The organism is Sulfitobacter sp. 1A12157 (genome assembly GCF_043557345.1).
Taxonomy (GTDB): domain Bacteria; phylum Pseudomonadota; class Alphaproteobacteria; order Rhodobacterales; family Rhodobacteraceae; genus Sulfitobacter.
In genome coordinates, this window is sequence record NZ_JBIFFV010000010.1 from 56776 (window position 1) to 69199 (window position 12424).

Consider the following 12424-nt stretch of genomic DNA (forward strand, 5'->3'; position numbering starts at 1 on the left):
CGCCGCCGCGTGCCGCAAGGGCGCGGCAGGGGCGCTGCGACGATTGATGCAAGGTTTTCAATTGAAAACCGGGGATTTCCTCCTTTATATGACCCTGAAAGGCAGGGAACTGATGTCCGTAGAGGTACAAGAGGTCGGAACGCGCTGGTTAGCTCAGGCCGGGCTGCGCCCCACGCGCCAACGTGTCACGCTGGCAAGCCTTCTGGTGGGCGATGGGCAAGACCGCCACGTCACCGCCGAAAGCCTGTTCGAGGCCGCGAAGGGGCAGGGCGAGGCCGTGTCGCTGGCCACGGTCTACAACACGCTGCGCGCGTTCTGCGATGCCGGGCTGTTGCAGGAGGTGACTGTGGATGGCTCGAAAAGCTATTTCGACACCAACACCCATGACCACCCGCATTTCTTCTGGGAAGACGACAGCAAGCTGACCGATGCGCCCTCGGAGCAATTGGTCATCGCACAGCTTCCCTATGCGCCCGAAGGGGCCGAGATTGCCTCGGTCGATGTGGTGATCCGGCTGCGCCGGAAGACCTGAACCGGCGGGGCACACCCCGCCGCCTGCGTGATCAGCCGCCTTTGCGCAGCACCAAGAAGGTCATCATCCCCATGGGCGGCAGGGCGCGTTCGTCTTCGACCTCCAGCGCGTCTTGTTGCAGCACGGTCTCCATCTCGAAATCCGAATGCCAGCCGAGCGTATTCGCAAAGGGGGCCGAGACTTTTTCCAGAAAGCCGAGCACGCCCGTGGTGCGCATGAAATGGTTGGCGATAACCACCTGACCGCCGGGTTTCAGCACGCGGGCGATTTCCTCCATCACACGCTCGGGCTCGGGCACCACGGAGAGCACATGCATCGCGGCGATCGTGTCGAAACTGGCATCGGGGAAGTCGAGGTCGCGCGCGTCCATCTGGCGCAAGCCCGCGACATGTTGCAGCCCTTCGCGGGTGACGCGCTGGCGGGCCTTGGCAAGCATTTCGTCACTGAAATCAATGCCGGTGACCGAGAGGTGCGGCGCATAGTGGGGCAGGGACAGGCCAGTGCCGACCCCCACTTCAAGGACAGAGCCGCTGCCCTTGTTGATATGGGCCACGACATGGCGGCGACCGCCACTGGTCAGGGCGCCGAAGGTCTTGTCGTAGATCGGTGCCCAACGGGCATAGGATGTCTCGACCGCCTTGATGTCCATTTCAATTCCTTTTGGTTAAACCCGTTTTCCGTGCTCTCAGAAGCCCCCAGATCACCATGCCGATATAGGCCAAGCAAAGCACGACGAGCGTGGTCCAAGCGTAGGTGGCCAGGGCGGCGGCGAAAATTGCCACGCCCACCAGCAGGTATTTCACATGGCGTCGGGAGACTTTGGTGGTTTTGAAAGACCATGTAGGGATGCGGCTGATCATCAGAAAACCGATCAGCACCATATGCAGGCAGATCATCCAGTCGGGCAGGATCGGCCGATTGTGAAAAGCAAAGGACAGCGTCATCGGCAAGAGCACCAGCAGCGCGCCCGCGGGCGAGGGGATGCCGGTGAAGAAAGAACCGGATTCCCCCACCGCATCGCCGTTCTTGGCCTTGGCCGCTTCGGCCTTGTCGTTGACGTTGAACCGCGCCAGTCGCACCACGCAGCAAACCGCATAGATCAGCACGGAAATCCAGGCCGCCGAGCGCATGTCCTGCAGCGCCCAAAAATAGAGGATCAGCGGCGGGGCCACGCCGAAGTTCAGGAAATCGGCCAGCGAGTCGAGTTCCGCGCCCATCGGGCTGGAAGACCGCAAAAGCCGCGCAAGCCGCCCGTCCAAGCCATCCAGCACGCAGGCCAGAAGGATCAGTTGCACCGCCAGCACGTAGTTGCCCTGCACCCCAAAGCGGATCGCCGATAGCCCTGCGCAAATCGCGGTGATCGTCAGCGCATTGGGCAGAAGCTGGATCAGCGCAAGGTCCGCGCCGGTCTTTTCAGAAGGGGGGCGCATGGGGTCTTTCCTAAAGCGGGGCGGTCTCTGCAACCGGCTGTTTCAACTCGGCCAGCACGGTTTCCCCGGCGACCATGGTCTGCCCGATGCGCACCATCGGGTCGACGCCTTCGGGCAGGTAAACATCTAGCCGGGAGCCGAAGCGGATCAAGCCGAAGCGTTCGCCGGTCTCAAGCCCGTCGCCGGATTTCACGAAGCAAACGATGCGCCGCGCCACGAGGCCCGCGATCTGCACCACCGCGATGTCGCGCCCGTCGTCCATGCGGATGCACAGGCTGTTGCGCTCGTTGTCGGCGCTGGCCTTGTCGAGCGAGGCGTTGAAGAACTTGCCCGGCCGGTAGGCCACGGCCTGCACCTTGCCCGCGACCGGGGCGCGGTTGATGTGGCAGTTAAAGACGCTCATGAAAACGCTGACGCGGGTCAGCGGCACATCCGGCATGCCCAGTTCGGCGGGGGGCACCGCAGGCTCGATGAGTGAGACGATGCCATCGGCGGGGCTGACGATCAGGTCGGGCCGGTCCGGAGTCACACGCTCGGGGTCGCGAAAGAAGTAGTAGCACCAGATCGTCAGGCCCACGCCGATCCAGCCGAGGACTTCTTCGATAGCGAAGAGCACCAGCGTGACGGCGGCGAAGATCGCCACGAATTTGATGCCCTCGCGGTGCATCGGTTTGATGAATGTGTCGAGCATGTTGACGGCCATCGGACCCTCCGTTGTGGCTGTCTTCCGTCATAGGAGCATGGCGGGCGAGTGCAAGGAGGTTTTGGGCGCGCGCCGGATTTGGGCGGTTGGACGTAAAGCGGTAAGGGCAGCGCACTTCGGGGGAAAGTTTGAGAGGGCCACCGATGCCGGCGGCGTCTTGTCCATGCGTCGAAAAGGCCAGCCGCCATGCGCAGAGGGCATCGCCCACCCTGGTGGGCGATGAGCGGTCGCGTGATGTGGGGCGGTCATTCTAGACCTTTGCCGGTCCGTCTGGCGAAACATGGCAAGATCGCCCTCCGGGGGGAGGGAGGGCGATGCCCGTGGTTCCCACGGGCGGGTCGGTTGAAAGGGGAGCCTGTCAGAACCACTGCCCCGGCTCCATCAAACCCAGATCCATCAACTGCCGGGAATGCCACTCGAACGGCTCGGAGTTATGCCATTGGAATGTGGGAATGTCATAGCGGCTGCCGGGATTGCGCTTCAGCGCCTTGGCCGTGCGGAACGAGCAGATCGCCGCCGTGACGTTGTGATGCCATTCGCAGGCGTAGGTGTTGTATTCTTCGTCGTTGAACCTGTGGTCGCCGCGCAGCTGCAGCCCCGGTTTGGCGCGAAACAGCGGAATACGGTCGATCTTGCGGCTTTGTGGCGGCACATGTTCCTCGAACCGCCAGCGCAGCCCGCCAAAGAAATCAAGCTGCCGTTCCTTGGGATGCCCGTCTCGGGCCGTATCCTTGCGCGCCAGCGCGTAATAGCCCGAGCGGTCCAAATGCGCCTGATCCAGTGAGACGGCATTGGGGTGTCGCTTGAGGTCCAGCGCATAGAGGTCCACCACATAGGCCAGCATCGCATCGCGCCGCTCTTCGCTGTGAAAGGCCAGCAATTCCTTGACGTTGCGCGTCTCGCTGAAAGGGTGAAACAGGTATTCCGCGTTGTAGCAGTAGTAAAGCCACTGCCCCGGCACCGCCGCGATCATGTGGTTCACGGCCCGCTCCAGCGCGGCTTCGGCGGTGGCGTCATAGTCCACCCGCAGCACGCTTTCCTCCAGGTCGCGGGGCAGGTCGAAACCGGGCGGCATCAGCGCCACGACGCTGTCGAACCCCGCCTGCTGATGGTGGCGCAGGGTGGTGTCGACCTCAACCGCATCCTCGACAAAGATCATGGCGATGGGGCCTGTGTTCAGCACCGTGCGGGCCTCTTTGATAAGCTGGTCGAGATCGCGATATCGCATAGGCCCCCGCTGGAATTTGCCGCTGGTAAAGTCGGCCAATTCCGGGTGCATTGCAAGACGCGGCCACCGCTGTTAGACGACGCCATCTGCCCGAAATCCGTCAAAACCCTTGGATGCCCGCCATGACCCAACCGAAAAAGCTGTTCATCAAGACCTATGGTTGCCAGATGAACGTCTATGACAGCGAACGCATGGCCGAGAGCTTGGGCGGGCAAGGCTATGTCACCACCGACCGCGCCGATGACGCGGATATGATCCTGCTCAACACCTGCCATATTCGCGAGAAGGCGGCGGAGAAGGTCTATTCCGAACTGGGCCGCTTGAAACCGCTGAAAGACGCGCGGCCTGATCTGAAGATCGGCGTGGCGGGCTGCGTGGCCCAGGCCGAGGGCGAAGAGATCATGCGCCGCCAGCCCGCCGTCGATCTGGTGGTTGGCCCGCAAAGCTATCACCGTCTGCCCGAGATGGAGGCGAAGGTGCAGGGTGGGCAAAGCGCGCTCGACACCGATTTCCCGGCAGAAGACAAATTCGACCACCTCAAGGGCCGCCCCAAGGCGAAACGCGCCCCCGCCGCCTTCCTGACCGTACAAGAGGGCTGCGACAAGTTCTGCGCCTTCTGTGTGGTGCCCTATACCCGCGGTGCTGAAGTCTCCCGCCCCGCCGAGAAGGTGCTGGAAGAGGCGCGCGATCTGGTCGAGCGCGGCGTGCGCGAGGTGACGCTACTGGGTCAGAACGTCAACGCCTATCACGGCGGCATGACGCTGGCCGGGTTGATCCGCGCGCTGGCCAAGATCGACGGATTGGAGCGTATCCGCTACACCACCAGCCACCCCAATGACATGGGCGACGACCTTATCGCGGCCCATGGTGAAGTCCCCGAACTGATGCCCTATCTGCATCTGCCGGTGCAATCGGGCAGCGACCATATCCTGAAACGAATGAACCGCAGCCACACCGCCGAAAGCTACCTTAAGCTGCTGGAGCGCATCCGCGAAGCGCGCCCCGACATCGTGCTGTCGGGGGATTTCATTGTCGGCTTCCCGGAAGAGAGCGAAGCGGATTTCGAGGCCACGATGGAGCTCGTCCGGCAGGTGCGCTACGGCTATGCCTATTCGTTCAAATACTCCACCCGCCCCGGCACGCCCGCCGCCGAACGCCCGTTGGTCGATCCGGCTGTGGCCGATGACCGTTTGCAGCGGCTGCAAGGGCTGATTACCCAGCACCAGCAGGAAATCCAGCAGTCGATGGTGGGCCGCGAAGTGTCGGTTCTGGTCGAGAAGAAGGGCCGTTTGCCCGGCCAGATGCTGGGCAAGTCGGAATACCTGCACGCGGTACATATCGAAGACAGCACGGCGCAGATTGGTGACATCCAGCGCGTGCGTGTGACCGAGGCCAAGACCAATTCACTGGCCGCCGTTCTGGTCTGATCCGCAGTCCTAAGGGGCTAGCAACGGGTGCGCGTCGCCGCGCACCCGTAGTCTTTCAGTAGTTGTGTTTGCGGTGCGATGCGGCATCCGCAAAAATCCGCTTCATCGTCGCTTTCAGCCCCTCGGGGTTGCCGACGAGTGTGTGATCCCGGCAGACCCGTTCGGCCACGGCATGGGCGGTGGAAAAGTCATAGCCCACGGCCACGAGGCTATCCACGAAGACCGAGTTTGGCCGGTCCCAAATCACGTCGTTCCACGGGCCGCGGTAGCAGCTGACGTGGATCACATTGCCCGTGGGATGGGCCACTCCTTGGTTGTGATAGGCGTATTTCACACCTCCCGCGAAGGCGGGCAGGGCAAGCAGGCCGGTGACGGCGGTGGCGAGTAGCGTTTTCATCATAAGTTGGTCCCCCAGTTTTCATTGCAGCAGTCGAGATCGGCAAAGCCGCGCGAAGTCCCACCCTCGCGATCCGATGGAATGAGGTTTAGGTCTAAAGGTGCGGTTTTCAAGAAAATTCAATGGCAGGGGGTGCTGCCTGCGAACAATCCCACTGGCTCGTGTGTGATTGTCGCCGGACCGTATTTAATGGTGGTTTTTCGGCGCATCGGGGCAAGGAAGCGGGGCCGTCCTTTAAAGCCGATTTGCCGCTATCGCGCGGCGGATTCGTTGTAATGCGGCAAGGTTCGGCCACAAAATGTTGATTTCACAGCTTCACAGCGAGACCGTTTTTACCTAACCTGACCCTATACTCAAAAGGCGCGGGTCCGGGGAGGGGTCGCATTTGCCAAAGATAAGAACCAGAAATTAGAATAGGACAAACGCTGTGGGACCCACTATTTCCAAAGCACTGCGCGCCATGGCCAGCCTGACGATGGCAGCGGCGCTGACCGTGGCCAGCACCTCGGCCGATGCGCAGACACCCTCGCAACAGGGCCGTGACAAAGGCGTTTACACGCCGACCATCTGGGTAGACCCGGATGGCTGTGAACATTGGGTCATGGATGACGGGGCCGAGGGCTATATGACCCCGCATACCACCCGTCAGGGCATTCCGGTCTGCCGCCGCGGCGATGTCTGCGGCGTGATGGAGGCGGATCAGTTCTTTGCCACCGACAAATACAGCATCTCGCCGCAGGGCCGGGCGCGTCTGGCGAATTTCTTCCAGTCGACCGGGGCGGTGTCCTATATCATTACCGGCCATACCGACAGCCGCGCGTCGGACGCCTATAACATGCGCCTGTCCTACAACCGGGCCAATGCCGTGGCGCGCATCGCCAACCAAGTCGGCGCTAGAATCGCCGATGTGCGGGGCTATGGCGAACGGATGCCCGCCGTGCCGAACAATTCCGCTGCGAACATGGCTAAGAACCGCCGTGTCGAAATCATCTGCATTCGCTGAAGGGGCCGTAAAAGTGATTAAGACGAAACTTCTCATGGTCACAGCCTGTGCCGTCGGCCTTTCGGCCTGTACCGATTACGAAGGCGGTTTGGGCCGGGGCTACCCTTCGGACAAGACCTTTGACCGGGGCATCGACAAAAAGCATCTGAGCCAGCTTCAGGCGGGCATCTGGGTCGATCCCAACGGGTGCGACCACTGGATCATCGACGACGGGGTCGAGGGCTATCTTTCGGCGCGGCTTGATAAATTCGGCAAGCCGGTCTGCTCGGGCGTGGCGCCGCCGACACATACCGCGGGCCACTTCAAAGGCGGCTCCAACATCAAAGACCCGAACTGACCTTGGCGGGCCATATCACAGACCCCGGGCCGGAGCGCGTTGCGCTTCGGCCCTTTTTGTCGCGACGGGTTGGTAATTCGGTCCGGTCTGACTATTTCAACATTCAGTGCTTCACAAAGGATACGCGCATTGCCTTCAACTGATCTGATGACACCGGAAACCGCGGCCGAACGGGTGGTGGAATTTCCCGACAACCGCCTTTTGATCGACCTCTGCGGCGCCTATGACGCGCATCTGGCGGCCATCGAAAAATCGCTTGAGGTGCAGATCATCCGGCGCGGCAATCACCTGCAAATTCTGGGCGAAGCCGAGGCTGTTGAGAAGGCCGAGAGCCTGCTCAATGCGCTCTATCTCCGGCTGGAAAGTGGCCGCGCGGTTGAGCCTGCGGATGTGGACGGTCTGCTGCGCATGGGCAATTCCGGCGCGGGCACCGGCGTGCGTCAGGGCGACCAGTTGGAGATGCCGATCTCGGACGCGATCGAAATCCAGACCCGCAAAAAACGGGTTGAGCCGCGCACCGATGCGCAAAAAGCCTATGTGCAGTCGCTCTTTGACAATGAGCTGGCCTTCGGCATCGGCCCTGCGGGCACCGGCAAGACATACCTCGCCGTCGCCGTGGGCGTGTCGATGTTCATCGGCGGCCATGTCGACCGGATCATCCTCAGCCGCCCCGCGGTCGAGGCGGGCGAGAAGCTGGGCTATCTGCCGGGCGACATGAAGGACAAGGTCGACCCCTACATGCAACCGCTCTATGACGCGCTGAACGACTTTTTGCCGGGCAAGCAACTGGCCAAACTGCTGGAGGAAAAGCGGATCGAGATTGCGCCGCTGGCCTTCATGCGGGGGCGCACGCTCTCAAATGCCTTCGTGGTGCTGGACGAGGCGCAAAACGCCACCTCGATGCAGATGAAGATGTTTCTGACCCGGTTGGGGCAGAACTCGCGCATGGTGATCACCGGCGACCGCACCCAGATCGACCTGCCGCGCGGGGTGCAATCGGGGCTTCAGGACGCGGAGCGGCTGCTCAAGCAAATCCCCAGCATCAGCTTCAACTACTTCACCTCTAAAGATGTGGTGCGTCACCCGCTGGTCGCCGCGATTATTGAGGCTTATGAGGCCGATAGCGGTGCCGCTTGACGTGATGCTGGAAGATTTCGACATCGTGATCGAAGACGACCGCTGGGCGGCGGTCGACCTTGAGGCGCGCGCCCATGCTGCGGCACGCGCCACTTTGGGCCATCTCGGCCTTGATGCCAAAACCGCCGAGATGACCCTGCTGGCCTGCGACGACACCCGCATCGCTGCGCTGAACGAAGACTTTCGCGGCAAGGCCAAGGCGACCAACGTGCTAAGTTGGCCTGCCGAGGAACGCGGGGCGGTCACCCCGGGCGGCGATCCGCTGCCCGTCACCCCCGGCATTGACGGGATGCTCGAACTGGGCGACATCGCCTTGGCTTTCGAGACCTGCGCCGCCGAAGCCGAGGCGGCGGAGAAGCCATTAGATGCCCATGTGACCCATCTCATCGTGCACGGGCTGTTGCATCTTCTGGGCTATGACCATGAAAATGACCCCGACGCGACGTTGATGGAGGGGTTGGAGCGCGAAATACTTGGCAAAATGGGTTATGATGACCCATATAAGGAAAATGGGCCTTGAGGGGCTTTGTAACACAGACGGGACCCAATGGGCGATACAGACGGATCATCTGACGCGGCGCAGAGCGCGCTGACAGATGAAGACAGACATGAGCAGCCGGACGATGGCGCGATGCGCACCGGCAATTTCTTTTCTCGGGTGTTCGAGGCATTAAGCCCATCGGACAGCGAGGAGGACACGCCACAAACCTCGGCAGAGGCCGAGCGGCCCACGGGCCATGGCATGATGAACCTGCGCCGAATGCGGGTCGATGACGTGGCGATCCCTAAGGCGGATATCACCGCCGTGCCGGTCAGCGCCACGCTGGATGAGCTGGTCTCGGTCTTCAAGGAAAGCGGCATGACCCGCCTGCCGGTCTACGATGGCACGCTCGATACGCCCGTGGGCATGGTCCACCTCAAAGACCTTGCGCTAAACCACGGGTTCAATGGCAAAAACACCAAGTTCGATCTGCGCACACTGCTGCGGCCCTTGGTCTATGTGCCGCCGTCGATGACCATCGGCGTGCTGCTGACCAAGATGCAGGCCGAGCGGCGGCATATGGCCTTGGTGATCGACGAATATGGCGGTGTCGACGGGCTTGTGACCATTGAAGACCTGATCGAACAGGTTATCGGTGAGATCGAAGACGAACATGACGTGGACGAGGGCACCTATTGGACAGTCGAAAAGCCCGGCACCTATCTCGCGCTTGCCAAGACCCCGCTGGGGGATTTCGAGGCTGAGATTGGCCATTCCCTGACCGACCATGAGACCGTCGACGAAGAAGAGATCGACACGCTCGGCGGCTTGGTCTTTATGCTGTCGGGCCGCGTGCCCGCGCGGGGCGAGGTGGTCTTGCACCCCGATGGGCCGGAGTTCGAGGTGATCGACGCCGACCCGCGCCGCATCAAACGGCTGCGGGTCCGCACCCAAGGGGCCGGGGGATGAGGCAACGGCTGGCGATGCGGGGCCGGTTGCTGCTGGCCCCCCTCGCCGGGGCCATCGCAGCCTTCGGGCAAGCGCCTTATGAGCTGCCTATTCTGCTCTTTGCCGGGCTGGTGGCGGCGTTTTGGCTGTTTCGGGCGCAATCCGGCGGGCCGATGCGCGCGGCGCTTTTGGGCTGGGGCGTTGGCTTTGGTTATTTTCTGCATGCGCTGCAGTGGATCGTATCGCCCTTCATGGTCGATGTGGCGCGGCATGGGTGGATGGCGCCTTTTGCGCTGATCCTGCTGGCTGCTGGCATGGCGCTGTTCTGGGGGCTGGCCTTTGGCCTTGCCCGTTGGATCGCGCCGAAACGCGGGCTGGCGCTGGCGCTGACTTGGGCGGCGGTTGAACTGCTGCGCGCCTATGTCTTCACCGGCTTCCCATGGGCCATGCCCGCTCAAGGACTTGTCGGCGTGATGGCGGGGCAGGGGCTCGCCTGGGTCGGCCCCTATGCGCTGAACCTCTGGCTATTCGCCATCGCCGCGATCCTGCTGCTGCGTGGCCCTTTGAGCCTGCGGTTGGGGCAGGGGGTGCTGGCCTTCTCGACGGTGCTGCTGTTGCTGCTGCCCCCGCAAGCGCCGCCTGCGGTGCTGACCGAGAATGTGGTGCGTTTGGTGCAACCCAATGCCGCGCAGCGGGATAAGTGGAACCCCGATACCTTCGAATTCTATTTCTCCCGCCAACTCGACTACACCGCCGCCGCGCCGCAAGACGAAGGCGCCGCCCCCGATCTGGTGATCTGGCCCGAGACCGCGATCCCCTGGTCGCTGGACATGGCCGGAAGCGCCTTGGATGAGATCGGCGCGGCCTCGGACGTGCCAGTGGTGCTGGGCGTGCAGCGCCGGTCGAACATGCGCTATTTCAACTCGCTTGTTGTGTTGGACGAAGGCGGCGCGGTCGATCAGCTTTATGACAAACATCACCTCGTGCCCTTTGGCGAATACATGCCCTTGGGGGATCTGATGGGGCGTTTCGGCATCCACGGCCTCGCCGCGCAGGAGGGGAACGGCTTTTCCAGCGGCCCGGGCGCGCAGGTTTTGGATATCGGGCCGCTCGGCGTCGCATTGCCGTTGATTTGCTACGAGGCCGTCTTTGCCCATGATGTGAACGCCGCCCCGGCCCGGCCCGCCTTCCTGATGCAGGTGACCAATGACGCTTGGTTCGGCAAGGCCGCAGGCCCGCGCCAGCATCTGGCCCAAGCGCGGATGCGCGCGATCGAACAGGGGCTGCCCATGGCCCGCGCGGCCAATACCGGCATCTCGGCGATGATCGACCCGCAGGGGCGGGTGATCGCGTCGCTGCCGCTCAATTCCGCAGGCTTCATCGACGCGCCGCTGCCGGCGCCGCTGGCGCCCACGCTTTACAGCCGCAGCGGCGATTTGCCTTTGACGCTGCTGCTGGCGCTCTGCCTTGGCGGGCTTGCCGTGGCCCGCCGTCGCAGCCCGGGGAATGCCGATTGACCATCCACCAGCGGTTGTCTAAGCCGTTGGGAGAGCACCACAACGGCTTCCTGACGTGGTGCGTAATTTTTATTGGAGCACTACATGTCCCGTCAGAACTATACTTTCACTTCGGAATCCGTTTCCGAGGGGCACCCGGATAAGGTCTGCGACCGGATTTCCGATGCCATCCTCGACGCTTTCATCAGCGAGGAACCCGAAGCGCGGGTCGCCGCCGAAACCTTTGCCACCACCAACCGCGTCGTGATCGGGGGCGAGGTCGGGCTGGCCAACAAGGCCAAGCTCGATGAATATCTGGCGGGTGTTGAGGATATCGCCCGCGCCTGCATCAAAGACATCGGTTACGAGCAGGATGAGTTCCACCACGCGACATGTGAGATCACCAATCTGCTGCACCCGCAGTCGGCGCATATCGCTCAAGGCGTCGATGCCGCCGATGGCAAGGAAGAGGGCGCAGGCGATCAGGGCATCATGTTCGGTTTTGCCACCGATGAGACGCCCGAGTTGATGCCCGCACCGATCCACTACGCCCATGCGATCCTGCGCCGTCTGGCCGAGGTGCGCAAAGACGGGACCGAGCCGACCCTGCGGCCCGATGCGAAAAGCCAACTTTCGGTGCGTTACGAGAACGGCAAGCCGGTCGGCGTAAGCTCCATCGTGCTGTCGACCCAGCATGAGAGCGAAAGCCAGACCAGCGCCGATATCCGCCTGATCGTGGAGCCCTATATTCGCGAGGTTCTGCCCGAGGGGTGGATCGACGCCGACACCGTCTGGCACGTGAACCCCACCGGCGTTTTCGTGATCGGCGGGCCGGATGGCGACGCGGGCCTCACCGGGCGCAAGATCATCGTCGACACCTATGGCGGGGCCGCACCGCATGGCGGCGGGGCGTTCTCGGGCAAAGACCCGACCAAGGTCGACCGTTCGGCGGCCTATGTGGCGCGCTATCTGGCCAAGAACGTCGTGGCGGCGGGGCTGGCGAACAAATGCACCATCCAACTTAGCTATGCGATTGGGGTGAGCGAGCCGCTGTCGATCTATTGCGACACCCATGGCACCGGTGACGTCCATGACGCGGCGATCGAAAAGGCGATCCGCCAGATCATCGACCTGACCCCGCGCGGCATTCGCGAGCATTTGCAATTGAACAAGCCGATCTACCAGCGCACGGCGGCCTATGGCCACTTTGGCCGCGCGCCCGACGCGGATGGCGGTTTCAGCTGGGAGCGCCGCGATCTGGTCGATCAGTTGAAAGCGGCTGTATAAGTATCAAGGGGGTGGGCG

At 62.5% G+C, this 12424-nt stretch carries 14 protein-coding genes and 1 riboswitch; of the genes, 9 read left to right on the plus strand and 5 right to left on the minus strand.

Annotated elements, in window-relative coordinates; translation table 11 throughout:
- Positions 1 to 112 precede the first annotated feature (112 nt).
- Entirely contained in the window at positions 113 to 532 is a 420-nt protein-coding gene (irrA, locus tag ACGYLC_RS15810) for an iron response transcriptional regulator IrrA (protein ID WP_394423820.1), read from the plus strand.
- 31 nt (positions 533 to 563) lie between these two features.
- Here irrA and ACGYLC_RS15815 read toward each other — a convergent pair whose 3' ends face one another.
- The 4 genes from ACGYLC_RS15815 to ACGYLC_RS15830 form a co-directional block, all read right to left on the minus strand.
- Positions 564 to 1181 carry a class I SAM-dependent methyltransferase gene (locus tag ACGYLC_RS15815; protein ID WP_394423822.1) on the minus strand — a complete coding sequence of 206 codons (618 nt, stop codon included), beginning with the start codon at positions 1179 to 1181 and terminating at the stop codon, positions 564 to 566.
- Position 1182: 1 nt separating this feature from the next.
- Positions 1183 to 1962 (minus strand): CDP-diacylglycerol--serine O-phosphatidyltransferase, encoded by a 780-nt coding sequence (gene pssA, locus ACGYLC_RS15820; protein ID WP_394401468.1) that lies wholly within the window; start codon positions 1960 to 1962, stop codon positions 1183 to 1185.
- A 10-nt stretch (positions 1963 to 1972) separates the two neighbouring features.
- Positions 1973 to 2665 (minus strand): phosphatidylserine decarboxylase, encoded by a 693-nt coding sequence (locus ACGYLC_RS15825; protein WP_394401465.1) that lies wholly within the window; start codon positions 2663 to 2665, stop codon positions 1973 to 1975.
- Between the two features lie 358 nt (positions 2666 to 3023).
- Positions 3024 to 3893, minus strand: a complete 870-nt coding sequence (locus ACGYLC_RS15830) for a hypothetical protein (protein WP_394423823.1) — start codon at positions 3891 to 3893, stop codon at positions 3024 to 3026.
- A 122-nt stretch (positions 3894 to 4015) separates the two neighbouring features.
- Here ACGYLC_RS15830 and miaB point away from each other — a divergent pair, with 122 nt between their 5' ends.
- A complete protein-coding gene (gene miaB, locus ACGYLC_RS15835) occupies positions 4016 to 5320 on the plus strand; it encodes a tRNA (N6-isopentenyl adenosine(37)-C2)-methylthiotransferase MiaB (RefSeq protein WP_394423825.1) in 1305 nt (434 codons plus the stop codon).
- Positions 5321 to 5375: 55 nt separating this feature from the next.
- On the opposite strand, the gene ACGYLC_RS15840 is transcribed toward miaB, so the two are convergent.
- Complete coding sequence (locus ACGYLC_RS15840; RefSeq protein ID WP_394423826.1) at positions 5376 to 5720, minus strand: hypothetical protein; 345 nt, start codon at positions 5718 to 5720, stop codon at positions 5376 to 5378.
- A gap of 457 nt (positions 5721 to 6177) precedes the next feature.
- On the opposite strand from ACGYLC_RS15840, the gene ACGYLC_RS15845 reads away from it, so the two are divergent.
- The 7 genes from ACGYLC_RS15845 to metK all read left to right on the plus strand — a co-directional run bounded on the left by ACGYLC_RS15845 (position 6178) and on the right by metK (position 12406).
- The gene (locus ACGYLC_RS15845) at positions 6178 to 6720 is read left to right on the plus strand and encodes an OmpA family protein (protein WP_394423916.1); all 543 of its coding nucleotides are present in this window, start codon (positions 6178 to 6180) and stop codon (positions 6718 to 6720) included.
- A gap of 13 nt (positions 6721 to 6733) precedes the next feature.
- A complete protein-coding gene (locus ACGYLC_RS15850; RefSeq protein ID WP_394401456.1) occupies positions 6734 to 7057 on the plus strand; it encodes a hypothetical protein in 324 nt (107 codons plus the stop codon).
- A 147-nt stretch (positions 7058 to 7204) separates the two neighbouring features.
- Complete coding sequence (locus ACGYLC_RS15855; protein WP_394423918.1) at positions 7205 to 8194, plus strand: PhoH family protein; 990 nt, start codon at positions 7205 to 7207, stop codon at positions 8192 to 8194.
- Positions 8169 to 8714: an rRNA maturation RNase YbeY gene (ybeY, locus tag ACGYLC_RS15860; protein ID WP_394401450.1), complete on the plus strand. Its 546-nt coding sequence runs from the start codon at positions 8169 to 8171 to the stop codon at positions 8712 to 8714. Before ACGYLC_RS15855 ends, ybeY begins: the two co-directional genes overlap by 26 nt.
- A 27-nt stretch (positions 8715 to 8741) precedes the next feature.
- Positions 8742 to 9644: a hemolysin family protein gene (locus ACGYLC_RS15865; protein ID WP_394423828.1), complete on the plus strand. Its 903-nt coding sequence runs from the start codon at positions 8742 to 8744 to the stop codon at positions 9642 to 9644.
- Positions 9641 to 11140: an apolipoprotein N-acyltransferase gene (lnt, locus tag ACGYLC_RS15870; RefSeq protein ID WP_394423829.1), complete on the plus strand. Its 1500-nt coding sequence runs from the start codon at positions 9641 to 9643 to the stop codon at positions 11138 to 11140. Before ACGYLC_RS15865 ends, lnt begins: the two co-directional genes overlap by 4 nt.
- Positions 11141 to 11171: 31 nt before the next feature.
- Positions 11172 to 11220: riboswitch (SAM-SAH riboswitch) on the plus strand.
- A gap of 4 nt (positions 11221 to 11224) precedes the next feature.
- A complete protein-coding gene (gene metK, locus ACGYLC_RS15875) occupies positions 11225 to 12406 on the plus strand; it encodes a methionine adenosyltransferase (protein ID WP_394423830.1) in 1182 nt (393 codons plus the stop codon).
- Positions 12407 to 12424: the final 18 nt, after the last annotated feature.

Excerpts from the sequence above, each read along its gene's own strand:
- irrA (WP_394423820.1), top strand. The coding sequence starts at position 113 with ATGTCCGTAGAGGTACAAGAGGTCGGAACGCGCTGGTTAGCTCAGGCC.
- ACGYLC_RS15815 (WP_394423822.1), bottom strand. The coding sequence starts at position 1,181 with ATGGACATCAAGGCGGTCGAGACATCCTATGCCCGTTGGGCACCGATC.
- pssA (WP_394401468.1), bottom strand. The coding sequence starts at position 1,962 with ATGCGCCCCCCTTCTGAAAAGACCGGCGCGGACCTTGCGCTGATCCAG.
- ACGYLC_RS15825 (WP_394401465.1), bottom strand. The coding sequence starts at position 2,665 with ATGGCCGTCAACATGCTCGACACATTCATCAAACCGATGCACCGCGAG.
- ACGYLC_RS15830 (WP_394423823.1), bottom strand. The coding sequence starts at position 3,893 with ATGCGATATCGCGATCTCGACCAGCTTATCAAAGAGGCCCGCACGGTG.
- miaB (WP_394423825.1), top strand. The coding sequence starts at position 4,016 with ATGACCCAACCGAAAAAGCTGTTCATCAAGACCTATGGTTGCCAGATG.
- ACGYLC_RS15840 (WP_394423826.1), bottom strand. The coding sequence starts at position 5,720 with ATGATGAAAACGCTACTCGCCACCGCCGTCACCGGCCTGCTTGCCCTG.
- ACGYLC_RS15845 (WP_394423916.1), top strand. The coding sequence starts at position 6,178 with ATGGCCAGCCTGACGATGGCAGCGGCGCTGACCGTGGCCAGCACCTCG.
- ACGYLC_RS15855 (WP_394423918.1), top strand. The coding sequence starts at position 7,205 with ATGACACCGGAAACCGCGGCCGAACGGGTGGTGGAATTTCCCGACAAC.
- ybeY (WP_394401450.1), top strand. The coding sequence starts at position 8,169 with ATGAGGCCGATAGCGGTGCCGCTTGACGTGATGCTGGAAGATTTCGAC.
- ACGYLC_RS15865 (WP_394423828.1), top strand. The coding sequence starts at position 8,742 with ATGGGCGATACAGACGGATCATCTGACGCGGCGCAGAGCGCGCTGACA.
- lnt (WP_394423829.1), top strand. The coding sequence starts at position 9,641 with ATGAGGCAACGGCTGGCGATGCGGGGCCGGTTGCTGCTGGCCCCCCTC.
- metK (WP_394423830.1), top strand. The coding sequence starts at position 11,225 with ATGTCCCGTCAGAACTATACTTTCACTTCGGAATCCGTTTCCGAGGGG.